Annotated in this window: 26 protein-coding genes and 1 pseudogene; 4 read left to right on the forward strand and 23 right to left on the reverse strand. The window is 37.2% G+C overall.

The features are described 5' to 3' along the window. Positions 1-43: 43 nt before the first annotated feature. Positions 44-361 (reverse strand): nucleoside triphosphate pyrophosphohydrolase family protein, encoded by a 318-nt coding sequence (locus tag JL53_RS11915; protein WP_038407728.1) that lies wholly within the window; start codon positions 359-361, stop codon positions 44-46. Positions 362-559: 198 nt separating this feature from the next. Between JL53_RS11915 and JL53_RS11920 the strand changes: the two genes are divergently transcribed. Then, positions 560-736 (forward strand): hypothetical protein, encoded by a 177-nt coding sequence (locus tag JL53_RS11920; protein WP_003720523.1) that lies wholly within the window; start codon positions 560-562, stop codon positions 734-736. A gap of 52 nt (positions 737-788) precedes the next feature. On the opposite strand, the gene JL53_RS11925 is transcribed toward JL53_RS11920, so the two are convergent. The 5 genes from JL53_RS11925 to JL53_RS11945 all read right to left on the reverse strand — a co-directional run bounded on the left by JL53_RS11925 (position 789) and on the right by JL53_RS11945 (position 5,331). Next, a complete protein-coding gene (locus tag JL53_RS11925; protein WP_003720524.1) occupies positions 789-1,085 on the reverse strand; it encodes a nucleotide pyrophosphohydrolase in 297 nt (98 codons plus the stop codon). Between the two features lie 99 nt (positions 1,086-1,184). Further along, a complete protein-coding gene (locus JL53_RS11930; RefSeq protein WP_003720525.1) occupies positions 1,185-1,511 on the reverse strand; it encodes a thioredoxin family protein in 327 nt (108 codons plus the stop codon). Then, positions 1,508-1,945, reverse strand: a complete 438-nt coding sequence (locus JL53_RS11935; RefSeq protein WP_038407729.1) for a flavodoxin — start codon at positions 1,943-1,945, stop codon at positions 1,508-1,510. The genes JL53_RS11930 and JL53_RS11935 overlap by 4 nt, the downstream gene beginning before the upstream one ends. Further along, a complete protein-coding gene (locus JL53_RS11940) occupies positions 1,942-2,991 on the reverse strand; it encodes a ribonucleotide-diphosphate reductase subunit beta (RefSeq protein WP_003720527.1) in 1,050 nt (349 codons plus the stop codon). Before JL53_RS11940 ends, JL53_RS11935 begins: the two co-directional genes overlap by 4 nt. Positions 2,992-3,039: 48 nt before the next feature. Then, positions 3,040-5,331, reverse strand: coding sequence for a ribonucleoside-diphosphate reductase subunit alpha (locus JL53_RS11945; protein ID WP_038407730.1), 2,292 nt, complete (start codon positions 5,329-5,331; stop codon positions 3,040-3,042). 528 nt (positions 5,332-5,859) lie between these two features. Between JL53_RS11945 and JL53_RS11950 the strand changes: the two genes are divergently transcribed. Next, on the forward strand, positions 5,860-6,201 hold the full coding sequence (locus JL53_RS11950) for a YxeA family protein (protein ID WP_038407731.1): 342 nt from the start codon (positions 5,860-5,862) through the stop codon (positions 6,199-6,201). A 53-nt stretch (positions 6,202-6,254) separates the two neighbouring features. Here JL53_RS11950 and JL53_RS11955 read toward each other — a convergent pair whose 3' ends face one another. The 11 genes from JL53_RS11955 to JL53_RS12005 all read right to left on the reverse strand — a co-directional run bounded on the left by JL53_RS11955 (position 6,255) and on the right by JL53_RS12005 (position 16,468). Continuing rightward, positions 6,255-8,159 (reverse strand): alkyl/aryl-sulfatase, encoded by a 1,905-nt coding sequence (locus JL53_RS11955; protein WP_038407732.1) that lies wholly within the window; start codon positions 8,157-8,159, stop codon positions 6,255-6,257. Between the two features lie 129 nt (positions 8,160-8,288). After that, positions 8,289-8,474: a CsbD family protein gene (locus JL53_RS11960; RefSeq protein WP_003720530.1), complete on the reverse strand. Its 186-nt coding sequence runs from the start codon at positions 8,472-8,474 to the stop codon at positions 8,289-8,291. Positions 8,475-8,568: 94 nt separating this feature from the next. Then, entirely contained in the window at positions 8,569-9,618 is a 1,050-nt protein-coding gene (locus JL53_RS11965; protein WP_003720531.1) for a Gfo/Idh/MocA family protein, read from the reverse strand. 20 nt (positions 9,619-9,638) lie between these two features. Next, a complete protein-coding gene (locus JL53_RS11970) occupies positions 9,639-10,607 on the reverse strand; it encodes a sugar phosphate isomerase/epimerase family protein (RefSeq protein WP_038407733.1) in 969 nt (322 codons plus the stop codon). A 1-nt stretch (position 10,608) separates the two neighbouring features. Beyond that, complete coding sequence (locus tag JL53_RS11975) at positions 10,609-11,331, reverse strand: ThuA domain-containing protein (RefSeq protein ID WP_038407734.1); 723 nt, start codon at positions 11,329-11,331, stop codon at positions 10,609-10,611. A gap of 1 nt (position 11,332) precedes the next feature. Then, positions 11,333-12,073: a sugar phosphate isomerase/epimerase family protein gene (locus tag JL53_RS11980; protein ID WP_038407735.1), complete on the reverse strand. Its 741-nt coding sequence runs from the start codon at positions 12,071-12,073 to the stop codon at positions 11,333-11,335. Between the two features lie 15 nt (positions 12,074-12,088). Beyond that, the gene (locus JL53_RS11985; RefSeq protein WP_038407736.1) at positions 12,089-13,165 is read right to left on the reverse strand and encodes a Gfo/Idh/MocA family protein; all 1,077 of its coding nucleotides are present in this window, start codon (positions 13,163-13,165) and stop codon (positions 12,089-12,091) included. 73 nt (positions 13,166-13,238) lie between these two features. Beyond that, on the reverse strand, positions 13,239-14,117 hold the full coding sequence (locus JL53_RS11990) for a helix-turn-helix transcriptional regulator (RefSeq protein WP_038407737.1): 879 nt from the start codon (positions 14,115-14,117) through the stop codon (positions 13,239-13,241). Between the two features lie 69 nt (positions 14,118-14,186). Then, the gene (locus tag JL53_RS11995) at positions 14,187-14,882 is read right to left on the reverse strand and encodes a Crp/Fnr family transcriptional regulator (protein ID WP_003720537.1); all 696 of its coding nucleotides are present in this window, start codon (positions 14,880-14,882) and stop codon (positions 14,187-14,189) included. A 239-nt stretch (positions 14,883-15,121) separates the two neighbouring features. Further along, entirely contained in the window at positions 15,122-15,793 is a 672-nt protein-coding gene (locus JL53_RS12000) for a cyclic nucleotide-binding domain-containing protein (protein WP_003720539.1), read from the reverse strand. A gap of 57 nt (positions 15,794-15,850) precedes the next feature. After that, a complete protein-coding gene (locus tag JL53_RS12005; RefSeq protein ID WP_003720540.1) occupies positions 15,851-16,468 on the reverse strand; it encodes an MBL fold metallo-hydrolase in 618 nt (205 codons plus the stop codon). A 126-nt stretch (positions 16,469-16,594) separates the two neighbouring features. On the opposite strand from JL53_RS12005, the gene gloA reads away from it, so the two are divergent. Next, positions 16,595-16,984 carry a lactoylglutathione lyase gene (gloA, locus tag JL53_RS12010; protein WP_003720541.1) on the forward strand — a complete coding sequence of 130 codons (390 nt, stop codon included), beginning with the start codon at positions 16,595-16,597 and terminating at the stop codon, positions 16,982-16,984. Between the two features lie 15 nt (positions 16,985-16,999). Then, the gene (locus tag JL53_RS12015; RefSeq protein WP_014093495.1) at positions 17,000-17,158 is read left to right on the forward strand and encodes a hypothetical protein; all 159 of its coding nucleotides are present in this window, start codon (positions 17,000-17,002) and stop codon (positions 17,156-17,158) included. A 43-nt stretch (positions 17,159-17,201) separates the two neighbouring features. Here JL53_RS12015 and JL53_RS12020 read toward each other — a convergent pair whose 3' ends face one another. From JL53_RS12020 to JL53_RS12045, 6 genes and pseudogenes are all read right to left on the reverse strand, one after another. After that, positions 17,202-18,131 carry a DUF561 domain-containing protein gene (locus tag JL53_RS12020; RefSeq protein WP_003720543.1) on the reverse strand — a complete coding sequence of 310 codons (930 nt, stop codon included), beginning with the start codon at positions 18,129-18,131 and terminating at the stop codon, positions 17,202-17,204. Between the two features lie 22 nt (positions 18,132-18,153). Next, complete coding sequence (locus JL53_RS12025; protein ID WP_038407738.1) at positions 18,154-19,377, reverse strand: L-lactate MFS transporter; 1,224 nt, start codon at positions 19,375-19,377, stop codon at positions 18,154-18,156. Further along, positions 19,374-20,957: an acyl CoA:acetate/3-ketoacid CoA transferase gene (locus JL53_RS12030; protein WP_003720545.1), complete on the reverse strand. Its 1,584-nt coding sequence runs from the start codon at positions 20,955-20,957 to the stop codon at positions 19,374-19,376. The genes JL53_RS12025 and JL53_RS12030 overlap by 4 nt, the downstream gene beginning before the upstream one ends. Before the next feature lie 197 nt (positions 20,958-21,154). Further along, on the reverse strand, positions 21,155-22,552 hold the full coding sequence (locus JL53_RS12035) for a sigma-54 interaction domain-containing protein (protein WP_038407739.1): 1,398 nt from the start codon (positions 22,550-22,552) through the stop codon (positions 21,155-21,157). 105 nt (positions 22,553-22,657) lie between these two features. After that, positions 22,658-23,588: pseudogene (locus JL53_RS12040) on the reverse strand (GGDEF domain-containing protein). Positions 23,589-23,767: 179 nt separating this feature from the next. Continuing rightward, positions 23,768-24,529, reverse strand: a complete 762-nt coding sequence (locus JL53_RS12045) for an SDR family oxidoreductase (RefSeq protein ID WP_003720551.1) — start codon at positions 24,527-24,529, stop codon at positions 23,768-23,770. Positions 24,530-24,600: the final 71 nt, after the last annotated feature.

Below are 24,600 nucleotides of genomic sequence, written 5' to 3' on the forward strand. Positions count from 1 at the left end.
TTGTATTATAGGAAAATTTCTTTTCTTAAATACAAACGTTTTTTTAATCGATATGAAGTTTACTGCGCTCAGCTGAAAAACCTTGTGGATAGCGTCGTTTCAGTTTTTCAATATTTAGTTCTGCGACTGTTTCCATACTAATATCTGCCCATTTTGCAATTTGTGATACATACCAAAGTACATCACCGAGTTCTTTGGTTAGGGCTTCTTTGTTTAAATCATGTCCATGAAAAGCATATTTCTTAATCAAATCGGCAACTTCACCGGCCTCACCAGTAATTCCAAGTCCGTAGTTTGTCAGTGCCTGTTCGTGTGTTGCTGCAGTCCTGTTTGCTAAAATTTGATACTCTTTAAAATCCATATGTTTTCCTCCTTGCTTCTCTTCCTTTCTTACTATAACAGATAAATTTTTTTGTTTGCAGTCTTGACTATTTCCTATTTATGCGAACCTATGCTCTATCAGTAGCTTTCATCTTTAAAATTTTTTTATCTTTTAAACCTTATTTTTTTGCACTAATTCCTTTATAATAGAGATAAGATTTCTGAAAGGAGTTTATATATGAAATTAGCTGGCTTAGTAATTTTTCTTATTGGTTTGATTGGTTTTGGTTTTTCCTTCAGCATAACTGGACTTATCGGCTTTGGTGTATGTATTATTTCCCTTATTTTAGTAATCGCAGGGATTTTTGCCATGATTCGCTCTAAAAAGCGCCGTAAACGTTCTTATTCTTATTAAATAAACAGCTACTTTATCTAATCGGTAAAGTAGCTTTATTTTGCAGTTCATTTCACTTCGACCATGTTCTCATCCGATTTTCTGCTAATTTCAATCGGATAACTTCTTCGGCATCTGCACCTAAACTCTCAACAATTTGCAAAGCATAAATCATTACATCTGCTACTTCTTTTAGCATTTCTTCTCGATTTTCTTTCACAGCATCTTCATCAGTTTTCCACTGAAAGCATTCTAATAATTCTGCTGCTTCCAATGATAATGATAGCGCTAGGTCTTTTGGATAGTTATATTGATCTAACCAGTCACGTTCTTTTAGGAAAGTAGTAATTTCATTTTGTAATTTCTTCAAAATTTCAGCTCCTTTTGTAAAATGGCATTGTGAACAAACGCGCAAATAAGCATAAAAATAAGCAACAAGCCCTTTAGAAAGAACCTGTTACTTATTCGATTATGCGTTTAATGAAATAGCCTCTTCAATTTTATTGGGAGGAATAAAGCCATTTAAACGGTGGATTTCTTCGCCACCTTTGTATAATACAAGCGTAGGTGTTTGTTGTACATCCCGATCAAAAAAGAAGTTTTCACCCATTTCTTCTAATTTTACTTTTAATACTTTTACTTTCTTTGCGATTTCTGAGTTTTTGAATTCAGCAAATGAAAGATCAAGCATTTTGCAATTAGGACAGTTGTCTTTCCAGTAGTCCACGTATACTAATTCATCCCCACTAATATGAGCTGCAAACTCTTCTGGTGATTTGATTTCAATACTTGTCATTTCATTCCACTCCTTAGTGTTAAAATTTCTTTGACCCATCGATGGATAGCCAATCTGTCTTGTTCTGTATGTGGCATCTGTTCTACTTTTAAAGTAGGGTAGCTTGTTCCAAAATAAGCTGCCATTCGGTCGACAGCACCACAATAAAATTCCATACCCCATTGTGTTTCTCCAGTCCCAAAAATGGCTACATTCTTGGGTTTAACGGCAAGTTCCGCGATAAAATCTTTCATATCTGGCGGTGTTCTTCCGTAATCGACTGTCCACGCCCCTAACATGTACAAGTCAAAATCCTCATCAAGCGGATACTCAGCCATCGGGGATACGCGGAAGGACACAACATCATGCCCCTCGCTCACTAAAATCCCTTCAATTTCATCGGCTACCATTTTCGTATTACCACTTAAAGAATCATAGGCTAACAAAATCCTCATAAATCGTCGAATCCGTTATCCATATTCGTTTTTTTGTAACTTGAATTGCGCATTTCGAAAAAGTCGGTTTTGGTTTCTGTAAAATTATCTGCATAAGCTTTAATCCACGTCATCGTATTTTCGCTATGCCCTGGATAAAGTTCTGGAATACCAAGCATTCCTAACATTTTGTTGGCACGGTATTTCACGTAGTCAACCATTTCTTCCACATCAATACCTTCAATACCTTGCATGACTTCTTCTGACCATTCTGTTTCTAATTCTACTGCATGGCGGAAAGCTTCGTGTGTATATTCCACTAGTTCATCTGTTTGTAATTCTGGGTTTTCACCAAGGATTGCCCGAATAACTTCGGAGATAAACTTAGAATGTGCTAATTCATCACGATTAATAAAGCTAATAATTTTCCCTGTTCCAGTCATTTTATTTTGCCGAACAAGATTGTAGAAGTAAGCAAAACCACTATAGAAATTAATTCCTTCTAAAATAGATGACTGAATTAATGCTTTTACTAGTGTTTCCCCTGTTTTATTATTCATGAACTCATCGTACGCTTCCATGATCGGCTCGTTCCGCTTAATGATTGTTGGGTGCGTTCTTGCTAGTTCAAATACACGATTTTGCTCTTGCAGATTAGTGATAGAAGCAAGTACATAAGAATAACTTTCATTATGAATGACTTCTTGTTGTGCAATAATCGCTGCATTCGCATGAACAGCTGGATCAGTAATGTACTCAGCAATATTATAAATAAAACGAGTTTGCGGAGAATCAAGTGTCGCCAGTAAGCCAATAATCGCATCGAAGGCATATTTTTCTTGTTCTGAAAGTGCTGGATATTGTTTCGCATCACTCTTCATATCTACTTCATCTGGAATCCAGTAGTTAGTAGAAAGTTCTTTATAAGCTCGGTAGAAAGATGGATACGGGATATCATTCCAATTGAGGATACCGCTAGTTTCTCCGTTTATAATTGAAGTAGAACGATTTGGAAATAAAGGTTCTAATATTTTAATCCGTGTTAGTTGTTCTTTTTGGTCAGCCATCGAGGCAAGCCCTCCCTTTTGTTTTGATTGATAGTTTTTAGAGATTTATCAACTTGAACACCATTCGCACTCTTCTACATCGATATCATTAGAACGAACATAGTACGTAGTTTTTAATCCTTCGTTCCATGCAGTCATGTGAAGTTCAAGTAATTTACTTGCTTTGATACCACTTGGCACATAGAAGTTAAAACTAAGTGATTGATCGACGTGACGTTGACGACGCCCGTTTTGACGAACACTGGCGAATTGGTCCACTTTGTATGCACCTTTTTCGTAGTATGGGTAGGTACTTAGATTCAAGCCTGGTGCAATAACAGGACGACGATAATCTTTTTTCTCTTCATAATAAAAGGCACTGTAAATTGGGTCAATCGATGCAGTAGAACCAGCGATTTGCGCAGTACTCATATTCGGCGCTACAGCAACAAGGTACGCATTACGCAGGCCTTTTTCAGCTACTTCTTTTGCAAGCTCTTGCCATTCAGGTGAATTGTAGTTACGACGAGCAAAGTATTCTCCTGTATTCCAATCGCTTCCTTTGAATACTTTATAAGCACCTTTTTCTTGTGCTAATTTTGTGCTAGCGGTAATTGCTAGGTAGTTGATTTGTTCATATAATTCATCGGCATATTTTTCCGCTTCTTCAGAGTCCCACGCGATGTTTTTAAGTGCTAACAGATGATGCCATCCAAAAGTTCCAAGCCCAATGGAGCGGTATTTTTGATTGGTAATCGTCGCTTGTGGTACTGGTAGTTCATTTAAGTCAATCACATTATCTAACATCCGAACTTCTACTTCGATTAAACGTTCTAGTGTTCCTTCTTCTGCAACAACAGCACGACCTAAGTTAACAGAAGATAGATTACATACAACGAAATCGCCAGCTTGTTTCGTAATAACAATTTGATCCCCAGAAATAATTTCTTGGATCATTTTTGTTGGACTCATGTTTTGCATGATTTCCGTACATAAGTTACTAGAATATACCATTCCTTCATGTTTGTTCGGATTCATCCGGTTTACTTCATCACGATAGAACATGAATGGGTTTCCTGTTTCTAGTTGGCTCATCATCACACGTTTCATGATATCAATTGCTTTAACAATTTTTTTGCTGATTGTTTCGTCAGCTACTAGTTCGTCATATTTTTCGCGGAAAGTCCCTTCTCCTTTTGATTCATCGTAGAAGTCTTGTAAGTACCAACCTTTTTTCGCTTTTACTTCATGTGGATCGAATAAATACCATTCGCCACGACGTTCGACTGCTTCCATGAAAATATCTGGAATACAAACTGCAGTAAATACATCATGTGCGCGTAAACGTTGATCTCCGTTATTCAAACGTAAATCTAAGAATGACTCGATATCTTTATGGAATACGTCTAGATATACAGCAATCGCACCTTTTCGTTGACCTAATTGATCGACACTAACTGCGGTATTATTTAATTGTTTAATCCAAGGAATGACACCACCGCTTGCACCTTTTACCCCGCGGATAGCAGCTCCAGTTGAACGAACGTAACCGAGATATGCGCCAACCCCACCGCCGTGCTTAGAAACTCTAGCAACGTCTGTGTTGCTGTCATAAATACCTTGCAAGCTATCATCTACTGTATCAATGAAACAACTAGATAATTGTCCACCAACTTTTCCTGCATTTGCAAGTGTTGGTGTAGCCACTGTCATATAAAGATTGCTTAAAGCCCAGTATGCTTCTCCAACTAAGTTCATCCGTTTTTCTTTTGGTTCGTTTTGCATTAAGTAAAGGGCAATCGTTAACCAACGTTCTTGTGGCAATTCATATACATTGCGTTCAGAATCAGTCGCTAAATAACGAGTAGCTAACAAATATAAACCATTATAAGTAAATAACTTATCTTTTTCAGGATCAATTAATTTTCCGGCTTCAATTAGTTCCTCTTTAGAATAATTTTTTAAGATGTTTCCGGAATAAATACCACGTTCGCCTAGGCTTTCTTGAAGTCCCACATAAGAACCATACTTGTCATCATCATTGTAAAAGCGGTTTTTACTTGCTTTTTTATATAATTTATTTAAATAAAGGCGTGCTGCAAAATGTTCCCATTCAGGGATATGAATGTCCGTACGTGCTTCAGCTTCCCGAATCAAGTAATCTACTAATTCATCTGCTGGATAATCTTCCTTTTTCTCTACAAAATTAAAAACCTTACGTTTGTAATCTTCTAAGTCGAGTTTTGGAAATTCTTCATGGATTTTCTCTAAATACCCGTCCAATCGACTCTTATCAAAAGGTAACTTTCTGTTTCCCCCGTCTTTTACTATGTAAGTTGTCATTTGCAATCCCCATTTCATCCTTTTTTCCTCGTTGTAAAAATATCTGATTCATTTGTGCGCTTTTACTCGTCAAGTGAATAATTATGTCCATCCATGGAGCAAAAAAATTAACTTTTAAAGGAGCAAATTCCCCTCGATAAAAGTTAAAAGGCGATGAAGCAATATTTCGCTTTCGATACTATATATAGTATAACTTTTTCATTGTGAATGCAAGATATAGTGCTTTCTCTTTTCAATCGAAATCTTCAAAACTACGATAAAGACAGGGTTTTTAGCTTATAAAAAATTTTTCGAAGTTGTTATATGTGCTCTTTTACACAAATTATACTAGCTAATACCACTACTTATTGTGTCTATTTCCACCCTTTTTATCTACATTTAGTAACCCGAAAACCTAATTTTCCGTCTTCACAAACTCCTTTCATTCATTCTGACAAAATTGTAAGGTTCTAGTGTGATTTTGTTAGTTAACAAACAGGATAAATGGCTCTTTTCATTGTAAACTTAATGTAATAAATCAAAACCATTTGGAAAGGATGAAGAAGAATGTTTACGAAAAAAAGAGTATTAATAATGTTAGCCACAGTTCTTCTCGCTGTCTGTGCTATTTGGGAGTATGCGATGCCAACTGATGCAGCAGTTAAATCCTATTACCTTAAAGTAGAAGAAGCTGGAAAACCTGTACAAAAAAATCAATTTAAAGGTTATGAATACGTATCAAAAGTTTACGATGATAAAGGAAAACAAAAAACGTTGACTTTCTATTCCGAAAAAAAATTAACTCAAGATGATCAATTTAAAGTATTAATTGGTGAAAATAAAATGGTCGTTAATTATAAAAAAATCAAAAATGTTCCTGACAAAATTAAATACCTAGCTGAACAATAAAAAACGCCTTGCACGCACTCTTTGAAAAAGGGTCATGCAAAGCGTTTTTTAATTTAAGGAGTGACAATATTAAATACAGGGTTGAATTCATCTAGCAAGGAAGCAAACTCGCCAAATTTCTTCGTGTTCCCTTCTAACTTCACTGATTGATCAGCAAATGCTTCTTCAAATGTTTTCGCTCCACCAAAGATATGATTAAAAGTATCACGAGTCGTTGTTAATGTTAAATCGGCTTTATCATCTTCTTCTCCATCACGGTAAATTAATACGGAATTATTTACTAGTAAATGATATTTTTCATCCACATCTGTCAAATGCCAGTTCATGGAAATACGCTTATCAATGGATTTTTCTCCATTCAAACGAATACCCATGTAATCTAAAATTAAATCAAATGGCATCCCTTCAACAATATCCAGTGTTACACCAGAAATAACTTCATCTGGTACAGAATTTCTAAGTTCATGAGCTCCAGCTAAGAACACATTCCGCCAAGGTCCAGACTCCGATTGGTAACCTAATTGTTCTAATGCATCTGCTAATAACCCTCTAGCTTCTTCATTTTTATCTTCCGCAAAGACTGCATGTTTTACTACTTCAGCAACCCAGCGATACTCCCCAGCCTCATAGGACACACGAGCTTTTTTCAGTACTTCATCCACGCCACCCATGAACTCAACATATTTTTTAGCAACATCTTCTGGAGGTAGTGGGTAAAGATCAGCTGGATTTCCATCGTACCAGCCAAGATAAAATTGGTAAATTGCTTTCACATCATGGTTAAGTGTTCCATAATAACCACGTAAATACCATTTTTCTTCTAGGGATGGCGGGAATTTAACTGCTTCCGCTACTTCGATTGCAGTCAATCCTTTATTAATAAAATGTAGTGTTTGGTCATGCATGTATTTATAGGCATCCCGTTGGTGAATTAACATATCGTTAATTTCTTCGTTACCCCATGTTGGCCAGTGATGTTGGCCGATACACACTTCATATTTATCGCCAAACGCACGAATCGCTTTATCAATATCTTTCCACCATTCATAAGCATCACGTATTTGTGCGCCACGAAGCGTTAGAATATTATGCAGGTTATGTACTGCATCTTCCGCAATGTTAATTAGTTTAAATTGTGGGAAGTACATCATATGTTCAGATGGAGCTTCTGTATTTGGCGCCATTAAGAACTCTACTTCTATTCCATCAACTACACGTTTTTCATGATCAAAAGTAATGGTATCATTTGGTGCAATTAGAGACATGTGACCTTTGGATGCGCTTTTTCCAAGCCCTGCGTCTACTTGACCTAGCTCGCCTCGTGTTAAACGACTTCCATACATATATTCCGCACGACGAATCATTGCATTTCCAGCAAAAATATTTTCACTAACTGCTGCTTCCATAAATCCTTCTGGACCAATTAATGCTACTTTGCCAGAAGCAACATCTTCTTTACTAATTAACCCCGCTACACCACCATAATGGTCTGCATGAGAATGTGTATATATAATTGCTTTAATTGGTTTTTTGGGACGGTGCTCGTAATAAAGTTCAAGCGCTGCACGAGCCGTTTCAACAGACATTAATGTATCTGTAATTACTAGCCCAGTGTCACCTTCCATGATAGTTGTGTTCGACATATCGTACCCACGAACTTGATATACGCGGTCCGTTACTTTGAATAAACCATTCGTCATATTAAGCTGACCGATACGCCATAAACTTGGGTTAACCGAATCTGGAGCCTCTCCGTCACCGATAAACTTGTAGTCATCCAAATCCCATACTGGATGCCCATCTTCTGTATCTATTTTGACTTTATCCCATGTGCCTATAAAGCCTTTCTTTGCATCTTCAAAATCTTTTGTGTTTTCAAAAGGTAGAGAACTTTTTACTGCATCATTTAACTCTTTTGTAAACTTGGTTGCCTTTTTCGGTAAAATGTTTTTTGCCATACTTGTTTTCCCTCCTACATAGGTTTCTTACAAATTCTATTATATACTTTATTCCACTTAAGTTAAAACGATTTCATTACCTATAGACAAAATAAATAGATCTGAGCTAAAAGCCCAAATCTATTTATTTCATTCAGATAATTTCTTTTTCGCGTCGGCTGTTTTATCTTCTACTTCGCCTTTAGCTTTTTGTGCTTTACCTTCAGCTTGTTTTCCTTTGTCGTCAGTTGCTTTTCCAAGTTTATCCTTAGCGTCACCTACTACTTTGTCTTTCAATCCTTTTGCCTTATCTTTCATGCCTTTATCTTCACTCATTAATATGGCCTCCTAGATTAGAATTAATTTCTAACGAAGATTAAATATCTTCATATTAATGTTTTCCACATTGACAAAAAATAAAACATTCTTTTTAAATAGATTGGATAGTTTGGTTCATTTCGGCTGCTCGGAAGATTGCTTCAATTAGTTTTAAAACTTGATATACTTCTTCATTTGAAACAATTGGTTCACTATTATCATTGAGTACTTCTACAAAATTATTATAGAAACTAGTGGCCAACTTGCTTGGTGATACAAGCGGTAGGGTCTCCGTTGCTTCTTCGCTTGGAGGTGCCATCGTTTTCGTCAACCCTTGTCCAGCTTGAATTGGCGTTGGTTCCGATAACTTAGCAAGAGCAGTTGGTTTAACGATTTCTCCACTTAAATCCCAATCTTGAATGATTCCTGTTCCTTCCGTACCTTTCACATACCAGCGAGGTAATTTGATGAAGTTGGTTGTTCCTACTTCCACTTGCACAGTTATTCCATTTTCAAAAGTAATAAAGGAAACAAATCCATCATCTACCTCATCACCGAGCGCAAAACTTAAATTAGCTGAAACAGACTTCACATTACTATCAATTAAAAATAGCAGTTGATCCAATAAGTGAACGCCCCAATCAAGTACCATCCCACCACCATGCGCTTTTAAATGGCGCCAATCGCCTGGGATACCATTTGCTCCGTGTACTCGTGATTCAAGATGAAAAATATCCCCAATTGTTTTTTGCTCCATCATTTTTTTGATAATCAGGAAATCTTCGTCCCAACGTCTATTTTGATGCACCATAAAATGTTTATTTTCTTTTTTAGCAGTATCCATAATGACAAGTAAATCTTCACTTGTCATCGTAACTGGTTTCTCACAAACGACGTGTTTCCCAGCTTCTAATGCGCGAATCGCCAATTCCTTATGCGTATCATTTGGCGTTGCAATCAACACTGCATCTACCGCATCATCTGTTAAAACAGCCTCGAAACTCGGATAAATTTTCAAGCCTTTTTCTGCTGCTGCAACTCGTTTTTCTTCTAAAATATCAAATACACCGAGAACTTCTAAATTATCAGCAGCAGAAGCAAGTGTTACATGATAACTCCCCATCCCGCCGTATCCAATAATTACGATTTGGTATTTTTTCATTTCAAGTCATCCTTCCTAAATTAAGCCCACCACATATCCAGTGGCTTATCTTTTATCAAAATGGATTGTAAATTAGTCACAGCGCGGTCAAAACCTTCATCAATCGACATTAATGGATCTTCATGTTCAATACTAACTACATAATCATAACCATAAGTTCTAAGTGCACTCATAATGTCAGACCATTCTGTTAAACTATGCCCACATCCAACCGAACGGAAAGTCCAAGCACGAGTTTGCACATCTCCATATGGTTGCATATCCGTAAGTCCATACATATTAATGTTGTCTTGATCCAAATAAGTATCCTTCGCATGAAAATGGTGAATTGCACCTGCTTTTCCAAGAATTTTAATCGCACCAACTGGATCAATACCTTGCCACCATAAATGACTAGGATCAAGGTTTACACCAATGGCATCATTTGTTTCTTCACGCAATTTTAAAATGGTGTATGGCGTGTGACAGAGAAAACCACCATGTAATTCAATGCCAATTTTCACATCTACTGCCGCTGCAAGTTCACCAATTTCTTTCCAATAAGGGATTAGTTTCGTTTCCCATTGCCAAGCTTCAATATCGCTATACACGGTCGGCCACGGTATCACCGGCCAATTCGGTGCTTTGGCGTCATCACTATCTCCTGCTGTTCCTGAAAATGTATTAACAACTGGCACATTCATTAACGAAGCTAACTTAATCGATTTACGTAAAATCTCATCCGCAGCAGCCGCCTCTTCTTTATTTGGTGAAATCGGATTATCATGGCAACTAAAAGCACTAATAGTTAAGCCACGGCTAGAGAATTTTTCTAAATAAGCATTACGCGCTGACTCACTTTCTAGTAGTTCATCTGTTGGGCAATGATGGTTCCCAGGGTTTCCACCTGTTCCAATTTCAACTGCATCTAGCCCAGCTGCTTTTACTTTATCTAACATATCTTCTAGTGGTAAATTTGCAAATAATGGTGTAAATACGCCTAATTTCATTTTATTTCCTCCCAATTTTTTCTAGTGGTTGATGATTTCCATATGCTGGATAGGTATCTCTTCCATTTGCGCACCAATGAACCCCATTGATAATTACTTGTTGAATGTCTGGATGATGGTATGTTGGGTAAGATTCATGACCTGGTTGGAAATAGAAAATCCGCCCATTTCCTCGTTTATACGTAATGCCACTTCGGAATACTTCTCCGCCTTCAAACCAACCTAAGAAAATCAGTTCATCTGGCGCTGGAACATCAAAGTGCTCACCGTACATCTCTTCTTCATCAAGCTCAATAAATTCACCAATTCCTTTGGCGATTGGATGAGATGGATCTACTACCCAAAGTCGCTCTCTTTCATTTGCTTCACGCCACTTTAAATCACAACTTGTTCCCATTAAACGCATGAAAATTTTCGACATATGACCAGAATGAAGTACAATCAGCCCCATACCTTCTAATACACGTTTTTGAACGCGGTTGACAATGTTATCTTCTACACGATCATGGCCCATGTGTCCCCACCAAATAAGGACATCTGTACTAGCAAGAACTTCTTCAGTAAGCCCATGTTCTGGCTCTTCTAGTGTAGCTGTTCCCGCATCGAAACCAGCCTTTTCTAGAAAATGAGCAATTTGTCCATGGATGCCATCTGGATAAATCGCAAGTACTGCATCATCTTCTTTTTCATGCAAAAATTCATTCCAAACTGTAACTCGTGTCATATTACTTCTCCTCCAATAAACTTGCTAAATAATCGCGCCCTCTACTTACACTAATTAACGGATCTTCTTCAAATGCTTCTTGTTCAATAATCAACCACTCGGAACCGCTGTTTAAAGCTGCGGTAATATATCCTTGAATATCTAATACACCTTCTCCGATAATCGTGCTTTCTTTTTGCTTGGCAGACCTGTCTTTAATATGCACTAAAGGAATGCGCTGCTGATATTTTTCAATAAAGGGAATAACACCCACACCTGCGTACTCTAGCCAATAAGTATCTAATTCTGCATTCATTTCTGGTACGTTTTCTAACAACATTTCGAGACTTGTTTGATTAGAAAGCCTCTCCAGCTCGTGCGCATGATTGTGGTAGCTAAAAGAAAGACCAGCATCATTGATTGTTTGCGTCATTACTTGAAGTTGTTTGCTAAATTCAAGCCATTCTTCTTCCGTTTCAAAATCTGCATAAGGACATACAATATGCCTGTTTCCTAGTTCTTTTTCATGCAAAATCACATTGTCTAGATCCGCTTCTAATTGTTCTTTACTAATATGTGAACCTGCAACTTCTAGTCCAAGCTCAGCTATTTTTGCTTTTATTTCATGAGCTGATTTCCCGTAATATCCAGCGAACTCCACACCGTCGTAACCCATTTCAGCCACTTTTTCTAGTGTTCCAAAGAAATCGAGTTCACAGGCTTCTTTGACACTCCACAGTTGCAAAGCTATTTTTGCTTGCATAAAGATTCAGCCTCCTTAATTAAAATAAACTGGTTGTCCGGTTTTAGATGATTCATAAATGGCTTCTAAAATTTGTGTCACAACAAGTGCTTGTTCTGGTTTTACAACTGGCTCTGTATTGTTTAAAATTGCATCCAACCACTGCTCTGCTTCGATTAACGCTGGATCATCTCCTTCGCCGTCATAAAAATCTACACCATCTGCATCCAGTTGGATTTTCTTTTCGTACATTTGACTATATGCTTCACCATTAATCCGTAAACCGTCTTCCATATCTGCGCCGCCTTCTGTTCCACTAAGAGAAGTTCTTGCTTCACCGACATCTAGTGTATTAAGTGCCCAGCTTGCTTCTAATACTATCGTTGCTCCATTTTCCATTGTAATGAAACCAAATGCTGAATCTTCTACCGTAAATTTCTTTGGATCCCAAGAACCCCAAGCATTTGCTGCATTTTCTTTTTTTGCTAATTTATGATAACTATTTCCGACAACATATTTCGGTTTATAATTGTCCATCATCCAGAGTGTTAAATCAAGTGCGTGGGTACCAATATCAATTAGTGGTCCACCGCCTTGTGCTTCTTCATCTAAGAATACGCCCCATGTTGGTACTGCACGACGACGAATTGCTTTTGCTTTTGCATAGTAAATATCGCCTAGCTCGTTATTTTCACAAATTTGGTGTAAATAATCGGAGTCTTTACGGAATCTATTTTGATAACCAATTGTTAGTTTCTTTCCAGTTCGTTCTGCCGCTGCAATCATACTTTTAGCTTCTTCCGTTGTTTTTGCCATTGGTTTTTCGCACATAACATGTTTACCGGCTTCCATTGCTGCAATCGAAATTTCAGCATGCGAAATATTTGGTGTGCATACGTGGATAACGTCGATTGATTTGTCTTCGAGTAGGTCTTGATATTTTTTGTATACGCTTGCATTTTTCGCGCCAAATTCTTTTGCTGCCGCCTCTGCTTTTTCTATTACAATATCGCAAAAAGCAACCATTTCTGCTTTCTCCGCTTTTAATAAACTCGGCATATGTTTCCCATTTGCAATGCCTCCACAACCAATAATTCCAACTTTCAATGACATATAAAAAACCTCCAATAGTTTTGATAGTTACATCATACAAAACTACTAGAGGTATTTCTTCCTGTTTTATTGCTTAATTATTCCCGTATATTGCTTTTCTGTATTTGAGTGGCGCTATTCCCATCGCTCGTTTGAATGCATGATGGAAAGTTTTAACACTACTAAAACCCGCAAGTTCCGCCACTTCAGTTACTGGAAATGCTTCATTTAATAGCATCCACTTAGCTTTATTGAGACGATAATCATTTAGAAATGTCACAAAAGTCATTCCGGTGTTTCGCTTAAAAAACTTCGTAAAATAATAAATACTAAAGCCGGTGTGGTCTGCTATTTCTTGCAAGCTAACAGGTTCCTGATAATGTTTTTCTACGTAGGAAAAAATTTGATCTAATTTATGTAAGGTTTCTTGTGATTTAAGTACAGCTTGTTCAGTAATCACACTGTCAGGCTGGGTTTTTATTTGTGGAATTGCACGATAAATAAGTACAATAATCGATAATAAATTCGCTTTTAAAATATAATGCTTTCCAGGTTTATGCTCGTTAGCCTCTCCATGTATTTCCATAATTAGTGACTGCATGTTTGTAACAACCGCTTCTGGCCATTCTCTACTCAAATGAGCCATTTCTGTAAGCATTTCTCGAAGTGGTTTTCCTGCATCATCCATCTGCATCTCTTCTTGAAATAGACTTAAATCAAACTGAATAACAATACGCTCACTATTTGGAGAAGCTAAAAAATAATGGACATCCCCACCGTTAATAACTTGAATTTCGCCTTCATTTAATTGAATTGGCATATCATTTATGCCTAAATTCAAGCTACCTTTTAATGCGTAAATTATTTCGATTTCTTTGTGCCAGTGAGGATATACAAGCACCTCACCCTCATTGATGAATGATCGAAAAGGAAAAGCTTTATTTAATTCGGGGATTTCCAAGTAATCACTCATAGTATAACTCCTCTTTTTTCTTCATTTTATCATAAAAAGAAGACAGCCGTTAGACTATCATCTTAAAGTTTATAAAATTAATGATTCATATGGAATTTCGTTAAGCAATTTTTCAGCATTGACTACGATTGGTATTTTCGTATGGAGTAAATAACCTTCTTTTTTTAGTTCGCTCAGTGTAAGACTAAGGTACTCCCGTGTTATCCCCATAAACTTAGATAAAAATGTAGTCGATAACTCTGGAGGAATTTGGATATTACTACCATTGGAAATTCCATATTCATATCCAAGCGCTGCAATAACATGCTTGACGCGATCTTTTACTTTAAGTGTATTCAGTAAACAGCGACGTTGCAGTATCATAATTTCTTTTTTGGATTGATAAAGCATAAATTCTTCCATGCTAACATGTTTTTCAACCATAAAAATAAAGAAGTCTCTATCTACTGCAGTAATAACACTGGCGCTTGGCGATAATAGTTTAGCTCCCATATTTCGTTTTAATTCTAGAGACATAAATGAAGCAAAATTACACACATCACCGTGTTTTAATAATTGATTGTACCCTATGTAATCATCAATTTGTGTTCCTTTCATCACGATCCCTGTTTCAACAAAATAGATTCCCGTTACAAAATCAACATCAAATAGTTCATTTTTTGAAAGTTTTATACTCATACTATGTTTTGCAAAATCACCAGACTTCTTACAAAAGTGGAGTGGATTGACTAAAATTTCATGCTGCCTTTTTTCTAAAGTATTCATTATAAATTCCTCCTCTAAAGTATAATATCATACAGCGAAATTACGTTAGAGACAGAATACAATGAAATAACTACTATTCCAGCTTAAAAAGAAGATATTTTTTACTTTTTAAGTACCAAAATCAAATTTTTCGTAGCTCAAAATGAATAAATAAGGATTTTTTGTGAAATTTTTGTTCCATGTTTTTTAAATGGCTTTCAAATTTTAACCGATAAAAACAATACCTATTAAATTTATTTTTACAAGACATCCATATTTTTGATCACCCAGGGTTTATGACTATCATCTAAAATTTCTTCTTTGCGTAATTTTAAAACGATAATGTTGGTGTACTCTCGTGTTGTGTTAGCATATTGCGCCAAAATAGAGTTATTAATCTCTTCTGGTAAAATATATTCTCTCTCTTTCGTTACGCGTCCCATATATAAACCGATCTCTTTTAGGCAAGCTCGAATACGTGCTTCTTTCTTCATAAAAGTACGCTTACTTGCTTTAAAATAAACTTTTCTTGTATAGAGCAAATTAGACAATAAATAGATTGCTTTTTGGTTCGACTCATCTAAAGTCTTTTCCACAAAACCAGGATCTAACACCCAACACTTTACTTCGGTCAAAGTACGTAAACTGGAGTCTTCAGGTTCTTCTTTAATGATTGGCACTAAATTAACAGCTACTTCATCCCCAACAAAACAAATAATCCCTGAATCACCTTGGTCATTTTGAAGACAATAGGCAAAATAACCACTTTCTACTAGATAAATTTTGAAGTCATTGGAATCATTTAATAGTATTTCTTGGCCTTTTGATAACGTTTCTTGATAACAATATTTATAAAAATCTTCCTTTTTCTTAAGTAGTTGTAGCAATGATTTTGTTGTTGCTTCTTTGAAAATTTCTTCATCTGAATACATTTTCTAACATCCTCTCATTTGTTTACAAAAAAATGCAGAAATATTGATTTCTGCATTTTAATTAAAATAGGGGTTCGTTGCTTTTTCATGGCCAATTGTTGTCATCTCTCCGTGACCAGAATATGCTCTCAAGTCATCTGGAAGAATAAATAATTCTGTTGTAATACTATTAATCAATGTATCAAAATCACCAGTATATAAGTCCGTACGTCCAATACTACCTTTAAATAGTGCATCGCCAACAATGACAAAGTCGTCAAAAATAAAGCTTAAACTTCCAACAGAATGTCCAGGTGTCGGTACAACTTTAAAATGAAAACCTTCGATATTATATTCTCCTAGCTTAAATTCATGTTCTGCAGGATTAGCAACGATTGGTGTTTCTGCAATATGCGCCGATAGATTTAGTGCCGGGTTTATAAGCCACTCTTGTTCTTTCGGGCTAACATAAACCGGAATTGAATAAGCTTTCCGAATTTCTTCCAAAGCTCCAATATGGTCATAGTGACAATGCGTCAATAAAACCGCTATCGGCGTCACTTGAAGTTCAGCAATTACTGCTTTGATTTTACTAGCTTCTGCTCCTGGATCAACAATGAGCGCTAAGTTATCTTGATAAATAATATAACAATTTTCTTGAATTATTCCAGTCATGATTCGTTTGATTTTTGTCATTATACTTCCACCTTCCTGCACATTTTCATTATACCGAAAATCCCACTCTACTTCAATATTCCTTGTTTGTAATCATTTATAAGATATAATACAATGGATGTAGATGTTTAAAAGGAGGAATAAACCATGACAGCAAAAATGCTACATACCTGTATTCGAGTGAAAGATTTGACTGAATCGATTACTTTTTATGAGAATGCTTTGGGTTTAAAAGAAGTTCGGCGTAAAGATTTTCCGGATTTTGAATTCACACTAGTATATATGGCTTTTGAAGAGGGTGGCTTTGAATTAGAACTAACGTATAATTATGACCAAATAGAGGCTTACGATTTAGGTAATGGTTATGGACATTTAGCTGTTGGTGTTCCTGATGTCCGTGCCTTACTAAAAGAACATCAAGTTGCTGGCTATACTGTGACTGACTTAAAAGGACTTCCAGGTGAAGAGCCGTTTTATTACTTCCTAACTGACCCAGATGGTTATAAAACAGAGATTATTCAAGATGGCGCATTATAGAACTGGAGACTTTCCATGGTAAAATATTTGATGATTATTTTGATTGCACTTGCAATTAACGGTATTAGCTTTCTTTTTGATAATGATATTGCTAATCTCATTGCTGTTATTATCACCGCATTATTACTTGTATACTTAATGCTCGATTTAACCAAAATGTATCGACGTAAATAGTAAAAGCCAGAAAATCAGCGAAAATGATTTTCTGGCTTTTATTTTATTGAATAACTAAATTACTTGCAACTTGCTCGGATTCTTTCATCAAGCTTTCGATGATATTTTTAGTGGAGCGAATCTCTGTTAACATCCCGCAAATTTGGCCTGCCATAACAGAGCCATTTTCGACATCCCCTTCATGAACTGCTTTTCTAAGGGATCCCAGTGTTAATTCTTCTAGTTGATCTCGAGAAGCATTTTCATTTTCTAACTCGACATATTTTTTAATCATCGGGTTTTTTATACTTCTAACTGGTGCGCCATTTCGTCGTCCTGTCACAGTTGTATCTGTATCACTTGCATCAAGAACAGCTTGTTTAAAGCTAGCTGGCACAGGGCATTCCTCTGCCACAAGGAAAAGCGTACCAATTTGCACACCACTAGCTCCAAGCGCATAAACAGCTGCCATTCCGTGACCATCAGCTATTCCACCTGCTGCAATTACAGGGATATTTACTGCAGCAACAACTTGACGGACCAATGCCATCGTAGTTGTTTCACCCACATGCCCACCAGCTTCTGTCCCTTCTGCCACCACGGCATCAACGCCAATTTCTTCCATTTTTTTCGCAATTTTCACTGATGGAATTACAGCAATCACTTTGATTCCTGCTGCCTTTAGTTTTCCCATAAATGGTTTCGGTGTTCCGGCACCAGTTGTAACAACACGAACTTCCTCTTCAATAATCACATCGACAAGCTCAGGGCAATTAGGCATCATTAGCATAATATTTACTGCAAATGGATTCGCTGTTTTTTCTTTGCAAAGTTGAATTTGTTCGCGTAAAGCATCTGCTGTCATCCCACCTGACGCAATAATTCCTAGACCTCCTGCATTTGATACCGAGGAAGCTAATTCATAAGTTGCTATTTGAGCCATTGCCCCCTGTAAAATTGGATACTTGATTCCTAACATTTTTGTTAAACTCATTTTATTTTTCCCCTCTCTGATTTTATGCTAATTCCTTCGCAGGTTGTTTTTTCTCACGTAACTTATAAACAATATTAATACATAACCCTACTGCGGCCAGTGCAATCGCAATATAGAAAGCTTGTGTAAAATCGCCTCCGTTCTGCCCAGCAATTTGTGCTGCCATTTTCGGTGCAAAGAATGCTGCTGTGGAATAACCAATGAATACTATTCCATAATTGACACCTTGATTTTTGGGACCATAGTTTTCCATAACAATGGACGGGAAAACACCCATAGTTCCGCCAAAGCATAAACCAAGACCGATAATACCGATAACAAACCCTGCTACTGATTGAAGCGTAGCAAGTGCTAATAAAGATAGCGCGATGACTGTATAAATAATCATTAACGTGTTAGATCTTCCTAAACGGTCTGATACAGCGCCCCAAACAACTCGCCCCAAACAGTTGCTTAGTGAATAAATACTTACGTAAGCTGCAGCCGATGCCGCTGTTAAACCAAACATATTTTGACCAATTAAAGAAGCATTAGAAGCAATCATCAGTCCTGAAAATGCTCCAATACCAAGCATTAAAAGAATTAAATAGAAAGTCACGGTTCGAATCATTCCGGTCCAAGGTACATTGATCATGCCGGCATTATTTCCCGCTGGAGCTGACCAACCTTTTGGCGCATAGCCAGCTGGAGCAACTCGGATAAGAAAACTACAAACTATTACAACCGCGATATAAACCGCACCCATGATTTTAAAAGCGGTCATGACACTATATGTTTCAATTAAATGATTCGCAATTGGCGCTGCAATAATCGTTGCTCCACCCATGCCTGCTGTGATAAGGCCAGATGCAAGACCACGTTTATCCGGGAAAAGACGAATCGTATTACTAAGACATCCCGAGTAAGCAAAGCCTTGTCCAAGTCCAGCTAAGACGCCGTATGATAAATACAGCATAGTGGTGGATGTCGCAAATCCAGTTAGAGCAAATCCAAGACCAAATAGTATTCCACCTATCAAAATAGCCCATTTCGCCTTTCCTTTATCAGTTAAAACCCCGCCCAAAATGGTTGGGATTGGGCCAATCGCCGCATTAATAGTAAATGCCATCATTACTTGTGGAATGGTCCAACCATGAGCGGCACTAAGCGGTCCAGCAAAAACACTAAACGCATAAACCGCACCTGTACAAAGAAGCACCCCTACAGAACCAATCAAAACTCCCCAACGATTTATTTCCTTTGTCATACTTTTACTCCCCCTCTTGTTTGTTTTTCGATAATGGTTTTTAAACCGCCCCATTTTTCACTAAAAATGCCACTATCCATTATTTTCAAGTCACTCGCGATAGTTGGTTCAAAATCCATTTGTCCAAGCACATCTTTTTCTAAGTCAATGCCAGGTGCAATTTCAGTGAGAATCATTTTACCATTTTCTAAACGGAATACTGCTCTTTCGGTGACATACAGTATTGTTTGATCAGTTGTAGATGCATATTCGCCGCTAAATGTGATTTGTTGAACTTTTTTGATAAACTTTTTAGCCTTTCCTTCTTGTAAAATCTCCAGTTTTCCGTCACTGACGCGTGTCTTTAGGCCACCAGCCGTAAATGTCCCAGCAAAAATTAGTTTCTTCGCTGATTGAGATATATTAATGAAACCACCGCATCCAGCTACCCTCGTGCCAAATTTACTTACATTAACATTTCCAGCTTCGTCTGTTTGTGCTAAACCAAGAACGGATAAATCAAGCCCGCCACCATCATAAAAATCAAATTGGGAGTGATGATCAACAATCGCCTCACTATTGTAGGCATGTCCAAAATCTGCTAAACCGGCTGGAACACCACCAACTGAGCCGGCTTCTGTTGTGAGAATTAATTGATCACTAACGCCCTCTTCTGCTGCTACAGTGGAAACATTAACTGGAATTCCAACACCTAAATTAAGAATTGTTTGAGGCTCAAGTTCTGCAGCTGAACGCCTAGCAATGACTTTACGATCGTCTAATTCAAGTGATTCGATATCTCCAAGCGGAACTTGAATATGTCCTGAAAACGCCGGATTATATTGTGTGTTTTCTGTTTGGAAATGATTTTCTGGGTCTGAAATGATGATATGATCAACTAAAATCCCTGGAACTCTAACATCTTTTGGATTTAATGAACCTTTTTTAGCCACAGATTCGACTTGCGCAATAACAATTCCACCAGAATTACGAACTGCTTGGGCAATAGGTAACACTTCCATATGTAGTCCCTCTTTTTCTAATGTAAGATTTCCAAATTCATCCGCAACTGTCCCGCGGATAAGTGCGACTTGAATAGGAAAACTTGGATAAAATAACCATTCTTCTCCGTGAATAGTAAGTAGCTCAACTAAATCATCTGTAGAACTTGCTGACATCTTTGCGCCTTCAATTCGAGGGTCAACAAATGTCCCCATTCCGATTTTTGTAATAACACCTGGCCGTTTTGCTGCAATTTCGCGGTAAAGTTGGGTGATAACACCTTGAGGTAAATTGTAAGCCTCACATTTATCTTCCTCAATTAATTTTGCCATTTTGGGAGAAGCAATAGCAATGCCACCAATCCAACGTTTAATTAAACCAGCATGCCCCCAATGACTCATTCCTTTTTCCCGGCGATCTCCTAACGCACTGGCATGCATTACGGTTAAATTCCGTGGTTCCCCCCTCTCTAAAAACCGCTTTTCTACTGCAATAGCCATTTCTTCATTGACGCAAGATAAACCAAAACCGCTGAGTGCAACTGTATCTCCATCTTTAATCAATTTTGCTGCTTCACTTGCTTTGATAACTTTTGACAAATTCTCCACTCCTCATTGTTCAATTATTCACATATATTTGTAATGATACACATTTTCTTATAAAGCAACTTTCATGCCAAAATGAAAAATGGGTATTTAGCAGCATTTTGATTCATTAAATTTTTTCGTTGTCGCAAAAAAGAGACGTTTTTTCATCCTCCAGTTAAATAGACCGTCGTAAAAACGCAACAAAAAACCTAATCCTTTTTGCAGATTAGGTTTTCTTCTTCATTTATAACTTTAAGTTTCCGGTATAAGACGGAACGGTGAATACCTAGCGCATGGGCCGCTTTCGTCACATTTCCATCACTTTCTTCCAACACTCGCATAATAAAATGTTTTTCTACATCTTGCAAATAATCTTTTAAATAGAGCGACTCTTTCTTCGCTTGCTCTTTAAAATGCAAATCAAGTGCAAAGTCATCTGTCGCCTGTACTTCTACTTCTTTTGCACCTGACATAACCACTAATCGTTCGATTTGATTCCTAAGTTCGCGAACATTTCCAGGCCATCCATAAGAAAGTAACTCTTTTGTTTTATCGCCGCTAAGTTGAAAATCTTTTTGATATTTTTGATTAAATTTTTGGATAAACTGGCGTGCAAGTCCGATAATGTCTTGAGGTCTTTCTCTGAGTGCCGGGATATGAACAGGAACAACATTAATCCGGTAATATAAATCTCGCCTGAAAGTTCCATTTTCCACCATTTCACCAAGATTACGATTTGTTGCTGAAATAAGCCGAAAACGACGCTTGGTTTCTATGGTTGAGCCGAGTCTTCTTACTTCGCCCGTTTCAAGCACTCGAAGCATCTTAGCTTGAAGTTCTAAAGGCATTTCCGAAATTTCATCTAAAAACAATGTACCTCCATCAGCAAGTTCAAGCATTCCTGGCTTTTCAATATCCGCTCCCGTAAATGATCCTTTTTCGTGACCAAATAATTCCGACTCAAATAGTGCCTTTGGAATAGCTGCGCAGTTAATCGAGATAAAAGGTCCAGCAGCTTGTTTGCTTTTTTCGTGAATATAGCGTGATAAGACTTCCTTACCAGTACCTGATTCCCCGTACAATAAAACCTTACTATCAAACGGGGCGATTTGGTTGCAGACACGAACGATTTGCTTCATCGCTACGCTTTCTGCCACCACAACGGTTCCTTCTTGCTCTTTGTAATCCTCTAAAAGAAGCGATTCTTGATTATCCGAAATCGCCTCACCACGCCAAGTCTTAAAACTATCTGGTTGTGTTTCATCTGACATCGTAACGACTAAATGAACGGTGCCATCTGGATAAAGAATCGGTGTTGAGGTAGAACGGATACTAAAACCTTTTTTTGTGTTAATTACTTTTGTTTTCTTTTCCTTCGTTCGGATTGCATCTAAAGTGACAGAATCATTATAAACTCCATCCTCTACTAAATCTTTCACATTACAACGAAGCAATTCTTCTAAGGACATTCCAACAGTGAGTGCAGTAAACGTATTAGAAATTAAAATATTACCTTCTGCATCAGTCACAAAAAGTGTTGTTGGCATATCTTTATTTAATTCACCAAATGACTGTACCCCCAGCAAGTTATCCATTAAGTCAAACATTAATAGCTCATCCTTTTGGACTAGTTCCCTAGTTATTTGCTCACCATTACACAATCTATTATAGCATAACTAGCTTGTTAGCAGTACTCGTTTTTTTGCGACAACTTAGTCCTTGTCCGCAATACAGACACGATTTCGTCCAGCAAGTTTCGCTTTATATAAAGCCTCATCCGCTGTTTTAAATAACCGTTCACTGGTCATTATTCCGTCATGACATCCACTGACTCCAATAGAGATAGTAATTTTCACGGTTTGTCCAGTTGGAATTACAAAGTCGTACTCTTCAGTTTCTCGTCGTATATGTTCAGCAAAATAATTTCCTTCGTCCACCGAGCACTATAACAAGATAAGTGAAAACTCTTCCCCACCATTTCTAAAAGCTTCCGAACCATCTGTTGTGTTTCCTTTTAAAGTCTTTGCGAGTTGCTTCAAAATGGCATCTCCCGCATCCTGCCCATATGTATCATTAATATTTTTAAAGAAATCGATGTCGATTAACATTAAAGTGACTTCTCTAATAGTTCCATCCATTACATGGTTAATTTTTTCATCAAACTGCCTTACATTGGAAAGTTGGGTTAAATAATCCAGTGTGGAATCTTGCTCATATTTTTGAAAAAGTTGTTTAGACTTAATCATATTATCCATTAATCCTGCTGACACAAAACCGATAACTAGTGAAATTACTACAAAGGTAATCATGTTTATCCAGTAGAAAGCTTCATTTGCTAAAATCAAATGTAAATTAATTACAACAAATCCGCTGGCAATAATATTTAATATAAAAACACCCAAACGTTATATCGCTCTAGTCGTTTGCTTAAAAGTGCTACCATAATCCCGATTAACATCATCACTACTCCGGCCATAACTGCTGCTAAATTGATAGAAATCCAAGAATCCCAGTCCATACACCAATCACTACTTTTCTTCTCGTTGATATCTCTTTTGTTATTGGTTCTTTATAAATAATGGGAATAACATCAAAGCCCGCGAGTAATATCGCCGCATTACTTACTGTTCTATCAAAAAGCATCCCCCGCCTTCACTTCGTTACTTTATTACCCTCTTATGCTCATTAATATGCATTCTTAGCAACCTACACGCCAAAAAACAACCTCTCAAAAATAGACGTTGCGAAAAATATCTATACACTTATTTTGACATAAAAAATCCGCAATGAAAATAATTTCAAATGCGGATTTATCTATTATTTTAGTAAGCTGTCCAACCAGCATCTGCTGTAACAATTGTCCCGTTGACAAAACTAGCATCATCCGAAGCTAAAAATAAAGCCACTTTGGCGATTTCAGAAGCATCTCCAACACGTGGATTTGTTCCCATTCCAATCATCGCTCTTTCTTGTCCGAATTGATCTGGCGCATAAATAGTTGTTCCAATATTCGTATTCACTGCTCCTGGTGCGATGGCATTACAGCGAATATTTTTATTAGCATATTGGAACCCAACGTTTTTAGTGAATCCAACTACCGCATGTTTAGAGGCTGTGTATGCTGCACCAGCTCGTGAACCAAATAATCCCCCAGCTGATGCAATATTAACAATAACACCTTGCCCTTTTTCTTCAAATATATGCAATGCTTTTCTAGTAGCTCGCATGACTCCTGTTGTATTAATTGCGAAAACTTTATCCCAAAGTTCATCCGTTAATTCTCCAGCTGGAACAAAATTATCCATAATTCCAGCATTATTAACTAAAATATCTAATGTACCATATTTTTCTACGGCTTGATTCATCATTTTTTGTACATCATCTTCACTCGTTACATTAGCAGCAACAGCAAGAGCAGATCCTTTTCCTGCTTCAATTAATTCAACTGTTTTTTGTGCAGCTTCTAAATTCAAGTCTGCAACCACTACCTTCGCACCTTCATTTGCAAAAAGCAACGAAATTTGTTTCCCCATTCCTGAGGCTGCCCCTGTTACAACTGCTACTTTACCATCTAATTTCCCCATTATTTCTCCTCCTTCACTTTAGTTGCGCTAAAAAGGATAAAAGTCCATCCTTCTTGCTTCCATTATAATCC

Origin of the sequence: Listeria ivanovii subsp. londoniensis (assembly GCF_000763495.1) — a bacterium.
Classification (GTDB): Bacteria; Bacillota; Bacilli; order Lactobacillales; family Listeriaceae; genus Listeria; species Listeria londoniensis.